The following is a 13,585-nucleotide window of genomic DNA, read 5'->3' as shown; positions in this document are numbered from 1 at the left end:
GACTATGGATAGTCGGAACCGTGAGAATTTCTTGATCCATGTGATGAACACCGGTTTTGAAAGAGCTGCAACATCTTTTTCAAAACTGATCCATAAACAGGTTACCATCAGCAGTGCTCAATCCATTCTTATTCGCCACGATGATAATTTTTCGTGTATGTCGGAAGAGCAAGGCGAATTATATATACTGGTCACCCAGATTATCGGGGAAATATCCGGAAAGAGTTTTTTGATTTTTAATCAGGATGAGACCCTTGAAATATTCAGAGCTGTCGGTTTGAATGTGGACGATACGGTACTGAAGGAAGCTTTTCTGTTGGAAATGGACAATATCATGTCGGCTTCGGTAATCTCCGAGCTATCCAATGCGCTTGGTCTTGAGATCTATGGCGATGTGCCGCAGTTGACAAAAATACACTCCCGGGATTTACAGAAATTTATGGACGGTGAAGTGAACAAGGACAATCCGTCGAGCATTATTTTTTCCAATACTACTTTCCAGTTTGAAAAAAGGGGAAGAGCTCATCCACAGTTTATTTGGAAAATGAGTAATAAGATCTTTGAATTAGTGCCAGCAACGAAAATATGAAAGGCAGAATAATAGCCGCTTGCATTTTCTTCCTGGCTGCTTTTGCAGGCACTGGGGTGATGTGTTTGGCTGGGAACCCTGTCAGTTATCGTTGGGTGGCGGTGGGCTTCGATATGGTGATGTTGTTATCGGTAGTGCTCATACTCAACAGCGGGGTGGGATATGTCTTCGAATTATTGGTAAGATCCGACAAGACATTGAATCAGGAGGAAAAGCAATATTCCCGGTGGTCGTTCAATAATCTCGCGCGTTTGCGACAGAATCAGGACCTGTTGCATAAGAAGTTAGAGGTCACGGCAGCGTTGATCGCCAATCTATCAAACACAACATTGGCCGGCGATGGCATGGCAAACGATGCCATCGGAAAAGCCCTGCTAAACATTCGCGCCGAGATGCTGCGCATAAAAGATGAAGAGGATAAGCGTGCGTGGATCAGCGAGGGCCTTGCTCGGTTTGGTGAACTATTACGAAGTAAGACGGAAATGGCGGAATTCGGCAACCAGGTCATCAGCCATTTGGTGAAATACACCAACGCCAATCAGGGTTCATTATTTATTGAATATGAGAATTCAGAAGGCGCAAGATATTTGGAATTAACGGCGTGTTATGCATACGAGAAACGAAAGTTCGTAGAAGGAAGAGTTTTTGAAGGGCAGGGGTTGTTGGGGCAGTGCATGCTCGAGAAAGATTACATTTTCATCACGGATGTGCCGAAGGACTACATAAAAATTACTTCAGGCCTTGGCTTCGCGACGCCTAGGAACATTGTGATCGCGCCCTTGATGGTCAACGATGTCTTTTGCGGCGCCATTGAACTGGCCTTCTTTGAAGTGATGAAACCCCACCAGGTGCAATTTTTAAAGAGCGTATGTAAAAATATTGCGTCTGAAATAGCCTCGATAAAAGGCATTCAGCGTACGCAGGCGCTTTTACAAGAGTCGAATGCGCTTACTCAGGAGCTGCAATCGAGAGAGGAAGAGACGAAGCGAAATCTTGCGGAGTTGGCCACGGCCCAGGAGGCAATGACGCATCAGCAAACTGAACTTTCCGGTATCGTCAACGCCATTGATATGACGTTAGCAACCGCCGAGTTTGATATTGCGGGAACCGTGAAGGGAGCCAACGATATTTTTCTGAAAGTGATGGGCTTTGAATTGGCCGAGCTCGTCGGAAAGAGCTCCGGACTCTTGATGGGACATGATCAAACGGTGGAAGTGATGTGGGAGAGCCTCAGGCTCGGGAAATCGTTTTCAGGCGAGTTCAAGATGAAAGACCGGTCTGGGAGAGAATTGTGGCTGACAGGAACCTTCAACCCGATTGTTGTCCGGGGGAATGCCCCAAAAAAGATTGTGATGTTTGCCCAGTTCACCACGCAAGAGAAAGAGAAGATGAACGATTTGAACGGGATGGTCCACGCCTTGAAATTGACGCTTCCCGTCGTTGAGTTTAACGAACAATTTTCCTGCAAGACCGCCAATGAAAAAGCCTTGAAATTGTTCGGGGTATCTCGACTGGAGCTTAAGAATAAAACGATGTTGGATTTCATTTCGCCGTATTATCACTTTGCCTGGGGGAAGAAACAAGGTGAGGCTTTAATGGATGAATTTTCAACGGTCATACTTCCGCTCGTCACACCGGGCCGGGAAATGTCTTATGAAGCAACGCTTTCGGTGATCCGGAACCCGGAAGGGAAAGTTACGAAGGTGGTTGTGATTTTTGTGAAGGAAGCGAAGGAGAGAGTATCTGTTTTAGCAGCCATGTAGTATGCCCCTTGAAAATGTAAGTGAAGAAGAGATACAATCGTTGGTGCAAAGCATTCTCACGCGCTATGGTATCGATTTCACCTGCTATGAGCGCAAGTCCCTGCGGCGTAGGATTATCCGCGTGATGGGCCTCTTCGATCTGTCCAGCATCCATGATCTATGGGTAAGATTTTTGCGTGACCCGGGGTTCATTCATGGTTTTATGAATGAGATCAGTGTCGGAATGACCTCCATGTTTCGTGACCCTGTTCTTTGGAGAAACCTAAGCGGCTTGTTAACAGAGGAATTTAAGGCGCGGCCCTCGGTTTCTGTTTGGCATGCCGGGTGCTCAACGGGGGAAGAGGTCTATTCGCTTGGAATTCTTTTAAAGGAATCGGGATGGCAAGGGAAGACCACAGCCTTGGCGAGCGATTTTAATACCGCGGCGCTGGAAGAGGCCAGAAGCGGGGTATATCATAAGATCAAGATGATTGAGAATGAAGCAAATTATCGGCAGTTTAATAGCCATCTGGATTTTTCAAAATACTTCACCGCCGATGGAAAGTATGCCACCATGGATCCAGATTTGATAGCACACGTTGTCTTCCGGTATCAAAACCTGATCACTGATTCGACGCCAAGGCATTTTAACATTATATTTTGCAGGAACGTGATGATCTATTTTGATGCGATCGCCAAAAAAAAATTGCTCGATAAGTTCTATGATGCCTTAACCCCGGGCGGCTATTTGATCATCGGTTTTTTTGACACGATGAATCACCTCATCAATAACAAAAAATTTTTACTGGTTGACGAGGAAGCCAAGATCTTTCGGAAAATTTAGATCACCGGGACGGGTTCGTTTTCACCATCCTAACGCCTGTTACCCGCACATTCCTGCATCTGCCCCAGCGCCCCAAACCCCGAAAAAACAAGGCGGTACTCCCCCTTATCGAAGGATCAACGGAAGGCAACAGCATACTTGGCACATTTTTTACAGTAGTAAGTCCAATCCTTCTAAAATTGCCGTGCTTCTCTTAATTACCACCCATGACCGAAACCCTCGGATTTTGCGAAGAACCCAAAGAAGTCTTGTCAAGCCTTCTCACCAGCAAGGAAAATAATTCCATGATCGGCATAACCTCCCCAAGACTCGATCCCCCAACTTTGGTCACCGTGGTCAAAGAGATCATCCTGGACAACGAACTGCTCTTTTTACTGGCCCCCTTCGACGCAACAGGCCATATGATCAATTGCACGGCCTTGAAGTTTTCTGAAATCGAGAGCGTCCTTCCGTTCACATCAAAATTTGTAAACCCCTTCATGAAGGAAATTGAAGGCAAGGGTGCCTGGCAGCGACAACTTTACGTCTCGCTGTTTCCCACGGACTAGTTTCATCATGATGGATCAATAACGCTGCGGATGGGTGCCCATCCCTGAAAGTGTTCAGTGCGCATTTTTTTCTACGCGGTGGGTATTTTTATGCTCAATTCCACAGATCAATTCGCGCGATTTTGCCGATTATCTTAAAAGATAATGGGGATTTCGCTCCAAACGTAAAAATATAAATTTACTTAAGTAAGGGTCGGGAGTGACAAAGTAGCCTTAACGTTTACCCATGGAATTTTTTCGGTGCTGAAGACCCCATTTGACCATCACATCCAACACTTCATTAAACGATTCGCCCGATCTGGTTAATTCATACTCCACCGTCACCGGGATCGTGCCATGTACGGTTCGGGTGACGACGCCGTTAGCCTCGAGGTCTTTCAATTCTTTTGAAAGCATGCGGGGCGTTATTTTGGGGATCTCCCGGGCAAGCTCTTTAAACCGTTTTTTTCCAAAATGCAGCGATCCGATAATGGGCAACTTCCATTTGCCGTTGATGACGTTCAGGGTGTCATTCACCGCTAACACAAACGTTGTCGAACATTTTTTTACCTGTTCCAGTTCTGATATTCGTCCCATGCACTTTGTTTTTTTACAGTTGCTATACCGAAGTATACCGGTATACTTTAGTATAGTGGTTACTTATGTATAGCAAATGTAGATAGTTTTGGGCCACTAAAAAAACAAAACGTATTTATGAAAAAGAACATTGCATTTTTCGTCCTTTTGCTATCGCTTTCATCTCAGGTGTCCTTTGGACAAACCTGGTCACTGGATAAATCGCATGCTAAACTGGGATTCAGCGTAACCCACTTGCTTGTCTCGAATGTAGAAGGCAATTTCAAATCGTTTGACGCCAAGATCACCTCGGCGCAGGACGATTTCTCAAACGCCGTGATCGAACTGACCGCCGACATCAACTCCATTAATACCGACGACGACCAGCGCGATGGCCACCTGAAGAGCCCCGATTTTTTCGACGTAGCGAAATTTTCAACGCTCACCTTCAAGAGTACCTCCTTTAAAAAAGTAGCCGACAAAAAATATAAGGTGGAAGGCAACCTGACGATGCACGGGGTAACCAAAAAAGTCGAACTGGATGTGACCTTCAACGGAACGGCCGTCCATCCTTACACAAAAAAGACCATCGCCGGATTCAAAGTAAGCGGGATCATAAAGCGCTCTGATTTTGCCATCGGTGCCGCTACGCCTGGAGCCGTGGTAAGCGATGAAGTAGAAATTAACACCAATGCAGAATTTGTGAAGGGATAAGAAACGAATACAATTCGTTGGAGAAGTAATGACGATATTTCACTGGACGGGCCGAGTGCCCGTCCTCTTTTTTTTGAAGACGATCGCTTTCCAGCGTGGTGGCGACCAGTTGTCCCTTGCAATACCAGACTAGAAGCAAACACCGGATTTCTCCCGGATGTCTTGGCCTTCCTCCCCTCCAGTCATTTCTTCTTTTCAAAGGCATGTAAGAATTTGAAATAATCTAAAGTAATTCAACGGTGATATTGCTATTACTTTATGAGCATTCAACGTCGCATTCCCCATGAAAAACATCAGTCTGAAAACCGTCTTACGATACTTGTATGACCAGCTCACAGGCAATTTCGCCGGCTTCCTCATCGGCGTCTCGGCAACCGGCCTGGTCTCCCATTTCTTCGAAACCCGGAGCATCAAAAATCTGTGGGGACTGACGGCAAAAAAGACGATCGTTAACAAAGAGACCTTTCACCAACTGGAATGGATCATATCGATCGTGTTTGGGTTCATCGTCTTCGAAATTGTTACCAAGGTGATCAAAGAGAAATTGGAGAAAAATTTCCCAAAAGTTAAGAGGACAGCCTATCGGTGGATCATTCGAAACGATCTCCATTCCAAAGTAAGGTCCTTCATCCAGGTGACAAAGGGCAAGAGCCTGGTTTTCTATGCAGGCGTTCATCAGGGAGTGAAACAATCTTTTAGAAATCGCTTCAAATCCTAGTCAATTTTGTGTGGTATGGCGTCTGTGACGCGGGTCATCGCGCTACATTCGCGCGCAGGAAGCTGAGAATCCCCGGAAGGAACTGTGGAGATCTGCTCAAATCGTTATGATGACCACCGTCCACAGCAATCAATTGCTTCTTACCGTCGAACGCATCGTACAGCGCCTGACCATGTGGAAAGGGAATGAGGTCATCGCGCCGGCCGTGGATCACTAGCAACGGGGCCTTCACGGCGTTGATCCTGCTTAGGTTGTCAAAATGATAACGAAGATAGAGCGTTGGAAAAAGATAACGATATTTTTCCGTTGCCAATTTCTCAACGCTTATATAAGGCGATTCCAAAATCAATGCCGCGATTTGCCGATGGGTCGCCAGGTGAACAGCGACACCCGAGCCGATCGATCGTCCGTACACCACGATATGGTCGGCCTCGAAGCCTCTGGCCAGCAAGAAGTCATAAGCCGCCTGTGCATCTTTGTAAAAGCCCGCTTCCGAGATGTTGCCGGTGCTCTTTCCATAGCCACGGTAGTCGACAACGAAAAAGTTAAAGCCCGTTGAATCAAAGTCGTCGCAAACAAATTGCCAATCTTCGAGGCTTCCTGCATTGCCATGAAAACACAATATTACCTTGTCGCTGGGCGCAGAGAAAAACAGCCCGTCGATCTTTTCGCCGTCGGATGTGTTCAGAAAAACTTCTTCGTGTCTGCGATCGGTGCGGAATTTGAAATCGCAGGGAAGCCTGGTGGGATAAAAAAGCAATTTCTTTTGCAACAAGAAGGCCAACAAAACAACGAGGAGATAGGCCAGCACCAGGAATACGGCGGTGTTCAAAAGGAATCTCATGCGTGGTGGTTTTAAAAAAAAAGGGAAGCTGGTTTCAAGAAACACGCTTCCCTCTCTATGCGGTAAGATGACTGCTACGCCACCTTCAACTTGCTGTATTGCGACTTGCTAAATTTCTCCTCTGCATACGCCCGTGTAATCACCAGGCGATCCAAATTCTTCTCCGAAGGCAACTCGAACATGGCATCGTTGATGATCGCTTCGCAGATGCTGCGCAAACCGCGCGCACCCAACTTGAACTCCATTGCCTTCTCGACAATGAAATCAATCGCGCCATCTTTGAACTCCAGCTCGATGTTCTCCATATCAAACAACTTCTTATACTGCTTCATCAAAGCGTTCTTCGGTTCGGTCAGGATCTTCCGCAACGCTTCACTATCCAAAGGATTCAAGAAGGAAACTACGGGAAGGCGTCCGATCAACTCAGGGATCAAACCAAAACTCTTCAGATCTTGAGCCGTGATGAACTGCAACAAGTTGTCTTTGTCTAATCCAGGATGCGCGTTGTCGCTGCCCGCCACAAAGCCCAGCGGCCGTGTATTCAAACGGTTGGCAATGAAGCGCGAGATGCCTTCAAACGCACCGCCGCAAATGAACAGGATGTTCTCTGTATTCACGGTGATCATTTTCTGATCGGGATGCTTCCGTCCGCCTTGAGGGGGAACGTTCACCGCCGTGCCTTCCAGCAATTTCAACAAAGCTTGTTGAACGCCTTCACCGCTCACATCGCGGGTGATGGAAGGATTGTCCGATTTGCGCGCGATCTTGTCGATCTCATCGATATAGACAATTCCGCGTTCGGCCGCTTCCACATTATAATCAGCCGCCTGGAGCAGACGGGTTAAGATACTTTCAACGTCTTCGCCCACATAGCCGGCTTCCGTCAATACGGTAGCGTCGGCGATACAGAAGGGCACTTGCAGCAGTTTGGCCAGGGTGCGGGCCAGGTAGGTTTTCCCGGTACCGGTTTCGCCGGCCATGATGATGTTCGATTTCTCGATCATCACATCGCTGTCCAGTTTCCGTTGCATCAACCGTTTGTAGTGGTTGTAGACGGCCACCGACATGATCTTTTTGGCTTCGTCCTGGCCAATCACGTACTCATCCAGGAACTTCTTGATTTCCATGGGTTTGATGAGTTTGAAATTGGGGGAGAAACCGGCTTCGGTCTTGCTTTTCTTTTCCTCGCCCAGGATCTGGTTTGCCTGGGTGACGCACTTGTCGCAAATGTGCGCATGGATGCCGGAGATCATCAGGTCAACGTCTTTCTTGCTTCTGCCGCAAAATGAACAGGTAACTTCAGCCATAACTTAAAGGATTTTAAAATAAAACCGATGTGCCAAACTCACCACAAAGGTAGCGAATATTTGGCACATCGGTGTGAAACGGATACGAGGCGAAAAGGATCAGATCTTTTTGCGCTCCAGCACTTCGTCGATCAGGCCGTACTCTTTGGCCTCCGAAGAACGCATCCAGTAGTCGCGATCCGAGTCTTTTTCGATCTTTTCGTACTTCTGGTTGCTGTGCTTGGCGATGATGTTATACAGGTCTTTTTTCACCTCCAACGTTTGTTTCAGGCTGATTTCCATGTCCGACGCCTGACCCTGCATGCCGCTCATGGGCTGGTGGATCATGATGCGGGAATGGGGCAGACCCGATCTTTTCTTGGCCGCACCGGCGGTGAGCAACACGGCGCCCATGGAGGCAGCCAGACCCGTACAGATGGTGGCTACGTCGGGGTTCACATATTGCATGGTGTCGTAAATGCCCAAACCGGCATAAACTGACCCACCCGGGCTATTGATGTACATAATAATGTCCTTCTTGGGGTCCGACGACTCCAAAAACAGCAATTGGGCCGTGATAAGGTTGGCGATCTGGTCGTCGATGCCCATGCCTAAAAAGATGATCCGGTCAGAGATAAGCCGCGTAAACACATCGATGGCGCGGAAATTCCCAGGACGCTCTTCGATGACGTACTGGGTCATGTTTTGGATTTTTTGTGCGTAACTGTCGATCGTATTGCCGCTCATGCCCATGTGGTGAACAGCATACTTTCTGAATTCATTGTTATAGTCCATAATTTGAGGTTTATGATACGATTTTTTTTGAGGTAGGATGCCGGCGTGCTTGCTCGCCGGTAGAACAATCATAGGCATCCTGATGCTAAAATACAACCCTATAACCCGCTTAAAAAGAAAATGGTTTTAAGTTGCCTTAAAACCATAGTCGTGTAAACTTATTATTTTATTGTACCCCGGCAGACACTGACCAGCCGGGTGCCATTTTCTTAGTGCTTGTGTTCTTCGACGATCTTCTTGAACTCGTCCACGGTCACTTTCTTCTCTTGTACCGTGATGTGCTCGCGGATGTATTTCAGGATCTTCTCCGAACGCAGTTGGTTGTAGAGCTTCATGAAGTTCTGGCCATTCTCGTTCTGCAGATAGTTGTCGGCAATGGCGTCGAGCTTGTCGCCGAGCTGTTCAGCAAATGCGTGGCCGCCAAACTGCGAGATGATCAGGTCTTTGGCTTTGGCGCGAACCTCGTCGGCTTCCACGGTGATCTTGTTGTCGTCGGCGATGCGGTTCTTCACCAGGTCCCACTTCAGACCGCGTTTGTAGGCTTCAAATTCCTGGCCCAGCACCTCGTCGGTCACCTGACCCTGGCTGCTGGATTTCAACCAGGCTTTCAGGAAATCGTCGGGTAGGTTAATGGACGTGTTGGCCACGAAATGATCTTCGATGTGGTGCTCCAGGAAGTGGTCGGACTCGCGCTTGTAGTTCTCGCCGATCGTTTCCTTGATCTTGGCAATAAATCCTGCCTCGTCGGTCACAACATCTTTTCCAAACACGCGGTCGAACAATTCGATGTTCAATTCGGCGGGCTCGGTGCGGCTGATGGTCTCCACGGTAAGAATATATTTTCCTTTCACCGCTTTTGCTTCTTCGGGTGACAATCCCAGCACTTGGGCTTTCAGGTTGTCGTCGCCAAAAGCTTTGTCGATATCAAACTCGATGGCATCGCCTTTCTTCGCGCCGATAAATTTCTTCTGCTCTTTCTTCTCTACTTTCTCAACGGCGATGAAGGATTGCTCGCGGGCAAAATCACCTTCAGCAGTTTTCAGGGGACCGAATAAGTTGTCGTCGGCTTCGCTCACTTCGGGATAGTTCACTTTGCCAAAACGCTTCTTCAGATCGCTCACGGTTTCGTCGATGGTCTTTTGGTCCACTTCGATCGGGTACGATGGTACTTTCACTTTGGAAGAAAGTTCGTACGGGAAATCATCCACCATACCGATCTGGTATTCGAACTCAAAATTCTTTTGAACATCCCAGTCGATGGTCAACGCCTTTTCCTGGTTTGGCAGCGGCTCGCCGAGGATCTTGAGATTATTTTCTTTGATATAGTCGGAAAGCTTGTGCGAAAGCAGATGATTGATCTCGTCCACGAGGATGGATTTGCCAAACATTTTCCGGATCACGCCGGTAGGAACCTTTCCTTGACGGAAACCTTTGATGTTTGCTTTGCGAGCGTAATCTTTTACTTTTTCTTCAACGTTGGGTTGATAATCACCTTCGGTTAATTTAATTTTAATTAAACCTTCGGTGTTGTTCTTTTTGTCTAATGTAATTTCCAAAGTTAAGTTGTTTATTGTTTTACCAGATAAACCAAGAACCCTCAACGCCCGTGCTGATTAAAGAAACGAACATCAAGGGTTCAGTGGTGCGGATGGAGGGACTCGAACCCCCACGCCTTTCGGCACCAGATCCTAAGTCTGGCACGGCTACCAATTACGCCACATCCGCAAAAGGAGGGCGCAAATTTATGGAATATTCACAAATAAGAAATAGTTTGTATTTGTTATCAGAAAAAAGTCATTTTTACTTTTAACGACTTACAAAAACCGCTCAAACACACCAAATCTGCCGTAAATAATGGTAATAGACGCCGAACTGGAGAAGAAAGAGATCATTAACCGTTACAGGAGATTACTGCGCAAAGCCAAGCCCATCCTCAAGGACGGCGATGCCAAGCTGATAAAGAAAGCCTTCACCATCTCGCTGGAAGCCCACAAAGACATGCGACGCAAGTCGGGCGAGCCCTTCATTTTCCACCCCCTGGCCGTGGCCGAAATTTGCGTGGAAGAGATCGGCCTGGGAACCACTTCCATCATCGCCGCCCTCATGCACGACGTGGTGGAAGACACCGACATCGAGCTGACCGACATCGAAAAGATGTTTGGCAAAAAGATCACCCGCATCATCGACGGCCTCACCAAGATCCGCGGTGTGTTCGAGTACGGCACCTCCCAGCAGGCCGAGAACTTCCGGAAAATGCTCTTCACCCTGTCGGACGACGTCAGGGTGATCCTCATCAAACTCGCCGACCGCCTCCATAACATGCGCACCCTCGACAGCATGCCCCGGAACAAGCAGCTCAAGGTCGCCAACGAAACCATATACCTCTACGCGCCCCTGGCCCACCGCCTGGGACTGAATGCCATGAAAACCGAGCTGGAAGACCTGTATTTGAGGTTTACCGACCGGCCCGTCTACAACGGCATCGCCGAAAACATCGACGCCACCCGCGCGGTCCGCACCAAGTTCATCAAACAATTCATGGTGCCCATCAAAGACGAGTTGGACAAGCTCAAGATCGAATACGAGATCAAAGGCCGCCCCAAATCGATCTATTCTATCTGGAACAAAATGCGAAAACAGAACATCCCGTTTGAAGAGGTGTTCGATCTGTTCGCCATCCGCATCATCCTCGACACCACCGTGGAGTATGAAAAGGCGCTTTGCTGGCAGGTATATTCCATTGTCACCGACTATTACACACCCAACCCCGACCGGCTCCGCGACTGGATCAGCACGCCCAAATCCAACGGCTACGAGTCGCTGCACACCACGGTAATGGCCAAGAACGGCCAGTGGGTGGAGGTCCAGATCCGTAGCAAGCGCATGGACGAAATTGCCGAAAAGGGCTATGCTGCCCACTGGAAGTATAAAGACCGTGACACCACCGCCGAATCCAACCTCGAAAAATGGCTCGCCCGCGTCCGCGACCTGCTGGAACAGAACAACCACTCGGCCCTGGACTTCGTGGACGATTTTCGCGGCAATCTCTTTAGCGAAGAAGTATTTGTTTTTACCCCGAAAGGAGAACTCAAAACCTTGCCCTATGGGGCTACGGCGCTGGATTTTGCGTTCGAGATCCATACCCAGGTGGGCTCCAAATGCATCGGTGCCAAGGTCAACAACAAGCTGGTGCCCATCAACTATGTGTTGAAGAACGGCGACCAGATCGAGATCCTCACTTCCCAAAAACAAAAGCCCCACGAAGACTGGCTGCGGTTTGTGGTGAGCTCCAAGGCAAAGGCCCGGATCAAGGACGAGCTGAAGGAAGACAAACGGAAATCGGCGGAGGAAGGCAAGGAAATCCTGGCCCGGAAGCTGCGCCAGCTCAAGGAAGAGCCCACCCAGCAGTTGCTGGAACAAATGCGCGAATATTTCAAGGTTCCCGCCAATTTCGAGCTCTACTATAGAGTGGGCCGCGGCTTCATCACCTCGGCCGACATCAAGAAATTCGCCGAAAACAAGCCGGCATCGCCCATAAGGGCCCGTCCCAATGCCCAGGTGGCCGATGCCAAGTCCATCGAGCAGGAAATAAAACAGGCCAAAGGGCGCTATGAGGATATCCTCCTGATTGGCGAGGACATGGATGTGGTGGATTACAAGCTGGCCAAATGCTGCACGCCGATCCCCGGCGACGATGTTTTTGGTTTTGTCACCGTCAATGAAGGCATAAAAATACACCGCACCAACTGCACGAATGCCCCCGAATTGCTCTCTCACCATGGCAACCGGGTGGTAAAGGCCAAGTGGACCTCCCAGCACGAAGTGGCGTTCCTCACCGGCCTCAAGATCCTGGGCACCGACCGCGTCGGCCTCATCAACGACGTCACCAAGATCATCTCCGAAGAGCTGAAGGTGAACATGAGTTCCATGTCTATCCACACCGATTCCGGTATTTTTGAAGGCGAAATCATGCTTTATTTGAACGATACGCGGCATATGGAGCAACTCATCGAGAAACTGCGCAACGTAGAGGGCGTGGTAAAAGTGAGCCGATTTGATTCAAAAGAATAGGCTGTAAATTATTTTATCCTGCTATCTTTGCCCGTTATTTCAAATGGCACTCAACACCAAGATATACGACGAGGTAAAGAAAATCTTCACAGCCTACCTGGAAAATAAGGAGCTGCGCAAGACCCCGGAACGCTATGCGATCCTGGAAGAGATCTATTCCCGCGACGGCCACTTCGACGTGGAATCCCTGTATATCAGCATGAAAAACAAGAACTACCGCGTGAGCCGGGCCACCGTCTACAACACGCTGGACCTGCTGGTAGAGTGCGACCTGGTGAGCAAACACCAGTTTGGAAAGAACCTGGCGCAATACGAGAAGTCCTACGGCTACAAGCAACACGACCACCTCATCTGCACGGAATGCCACAAAGTCGTGGAGTTTTGCGACCCGCGGATCCAGAACATACAAAACACGGTGGAGGAGATCCTGCATTTCAACGTCGTGCACCATTCACTCATATTGTACGCTTCGTGCACGCGGGTGAATTGTGAGAACAAGCGGGAAGCCGCCGCCCACAACAACTTAAATGGAGTATGAATTTCAAACACGAAATAAAGAACAATAGCCTCATCCTGAGGCTGTCCGGCGATCTCATCGGAGAAGACACCGGCGCCTCGGTAATCGAAGTGGTGACCGATGCGATCCAGCAAAAAGCGTTGACATGCATTGTCGACATCTCGGGTCTCCGCTACATCAACAGCAGCGGCATTGGGGTGCTCATTACCATTCTCACCAAGTTCAGAAACAAGGGCGGAGAAGTGTATTTGATGAAACCCTCCGAAAGCGTCCAGAAATTATTGGTGATCACGAAACTGAACGCCATTTTTCAAATCGTTCAGACGGAAGCAGAAGTGATTAAGTAATCCAAGAAAATTTAA

General features: G+C 48.5%; 14 protein-coding genes and 1 tRNA gene. 9 read left to right on the top strand and 6 right to left on the bottom strand.

What is annotated here, in order from left to right; all coding sequences use genetic code 11:
- Positions 1 to 4 precede the first annotated feature (4 nt).
- From D4L85_RS03715 to D4L85_RS03700, 4 genes are all read left to right on the top strand, one after another.
- Positions 5 to 589, top strand: a complete 585-nt coding sequence (locus tag D4L85_RS03715) for a chemotaxis protein CheC (protein ID WP_119753048.1) — start codon at positions 5 to 7, stop codon at positions 587 to 589.
- Positions 586 to 2,352 carry a PAS domain S-box protein gene (locus tag D4L85_RS03710; protein ID WP_119753047.1) on the top strand — a complete coding sequence of 589 codons (1,767 nt, stop codon included), beginning with the start codon at positions 586 to 588 and terminating at the stop codon, positions 2,350 to 2,352. The genes D4L85_RS03715 and D4L85_RS03710 overlap by 4 nt, the downstream gene beginning before the upstream one ends.
- A gap of 1 nt (position 2,353) precedes the next feature.
- Entirely contained in the window at positions 2,354 to 3,175 is an 822-nt protein-coding gene (locus tag D4L85_RS03705; protein ID WP_119753046.1) for a CheR family methyltransferase, read from the top strand.
- Between the two features lie 206 nt (positions 3,176 to 3,381).
- Complete coding sequence (locus D4L85_RS03700) at positions 3,382 to 3,723, top strand: hypothetical protein (RefSeq protein WP_119753045.1); 342 nt, start codon at positions 3,382 to 3,384, stop codon at positions 3,721 to 3,723.
- Positions 3,724 to 3,936: 213 nt separating this feature from the next.
- Here the strand turns inward: D4L85_RS03700 and D4L85_RS03695 are convergent, their stop codons facing one another.
- Complete coding sequence (locus D4L85_RS03695; RefSeq protein ID WP_119753044.1) at positions 3,937 to 4,299, bottom strand: winged helix-turn-helix transcriptional regulator; 363 nt, start codon at positions 4,297 to 4,299, stop codon at positions 3,937 to 3,939.
- A gap of 117 nt (positions 4,300 to 4,416) precedes the next feature.
- On the opposite strand from D4L85_RS03695, the gene D4L85_RS03690 reads away from it, so the two are divergent.
- Both D4L85_RS03690 and D4L85_RS03685 read left to right on the top strand, forming a co-directional pair.
- A complete protein-coding gene (locus D4L85_RS03690; protein WP_119753043.1) occupies positions 4,417 to 4,992 on the top strand; it encodes a YceI family protein in 576 nt (191 codons plus the stop codon).
- A gap of 283 nt (positions 4,993 to 5,275) precedes the next feature.
- Positions 5,276 to 5,710: a hypothetical protein gene (locus D4L85_RS03685; protein ID WP_119753042.1), complete on the top strand. Its 435-nt coding sequence runs from the start codon at positions 5,276 to 5,278 to the stop codon at positions 5,708 to 5,710.
- A gap of 34 nt (positions 5,711 to 5,744) precedes the next feature.
- Here the strand turns inward: D4L85_RS03685 and D4L85_RS03680 are convergent, their stop codons facing one another.
- The 5 genes from D4L85_RS03680 to D4L85_RS03660 form a co-directional block, all read right to left on the bottom strand.
- A complete protein-coding gene (locus D4L85_RS03680; protein ID WP_119753041.1) occupies positions 5,745 to 6,554 on the bottom strand; it encodes an alpha/beta hydrolase in 810 nt (269 codons plus the stop codon).
- A 74-nt stretch (positions 6,555 to 6,628) separates the two neighbouring features.
- A complete protein-coding gene (gene clpX / locus D4L85_RS03675) occupies positions 6,629 to 7,861 on the bottom strand; it encodes an ATP-dependent Clp protease ATP-binding subunit ClpX (RefSeq protein ID WP_073142419.1) in 1,233 nt (410 codons plus the stop codon).
- 99 nt (positions 7,862 to 7,960) lie between these two features.
- Positions 7,961 to 8,635 (bottom strand): ClpP family protease, encoded by a 675-nt coding sequence (locus tag D4L85_RS03670; RefSeq protein WP_119758648.1) that lies wholly within the window; start codon positions 8,633 to 8,635, stop codon positions 7,961 to 7,963.
- Positions 8,636 to 8,844: 209 nt separating this feature from the next.
- Positions 8,845 to 10,191, bottom strand: a complete 1,347-nt coding sequence (locus tag D4L85_RS03665; RefSeq protein ID WP_119753040.1) for a trigger factor — start codon at positions 10,189 to 10,191, stop codon at positions 8,845 to 8,847.
- Between the two features lie 84 nt (positions 10,192 to 10,275).
- Positions 10,276 to 10,360 (bottom strand) — tRNA-Leu (locus tag D4L85_RS03660).
- A 126-nt stretch (positions 10,361 to 10,486) separates the two neighbouring features.
- On the opposite strand from D4L85_RS03660, the gene D4L85_RS03655 reads away from it, so the two are divergent.
- Genes D4L85_RS03655 through D4L85_RS03645 form a run of 3 tightly spaced genes read left to right on the top strand, consistent with a single transcriptional unit; the run spans position 10,487 to position 13,570 of the window.
- The gene (locus D4L85_RS03655; protein ID WP_119753039.1) at positions 10,487 to 12,706 is read left to right on the top strand and encodes a RelA/SpoT family protein; all 2,220 of its coding nucleotides are present in this window, start codon (positions 10,487 to 10,489) and stop codon (positions 12,704 to 12,706) included.
- A gap of 43 nt (positions 12,707 to 12,749) precedes the next feature.
- Positions 12,750 to 13,244: a Fur family transcriptional regulator gene (locus D4L85_RS03650; RefSeq protein WP_119753038.1), complete on the top strand. Its 495-nt coding sequence runs from the start codon at positions 12,750 to 12,752 to the stop codon at positions 13,242 to 13,244.
- Complete coding sequence (locus D4L85_RS03645) at positions 13,241 to 13,570, top strand: STAS domain-containing protein (RefSeq protein ID WP_119753037.1); 330 nt, start codon at positions 13,241 to 13,243, stop codon at positions 13,568 to 13,570. The genes D4L85_RS03650 and D4L85_RS03645 overlap by 4 nt, the downstream gene beginning before the upstream one ends.
- Positions 13,571 to 13,585: the final 15 nt, after the last annotated feature.

This window comes from Chryseolinea soli, assembly GCF_003589925.1.
Lineage (GTDB): Bacteria > Bacteroidota > Bacteroidia > Cytophagales > Cyclobacteriaceae > Chryseolinea > Chryseolinea soli.
Note: the sequence above shows the minus strand (reverse complement) of the source record. Positions and strands in the feature narration are given on the sequence as shown.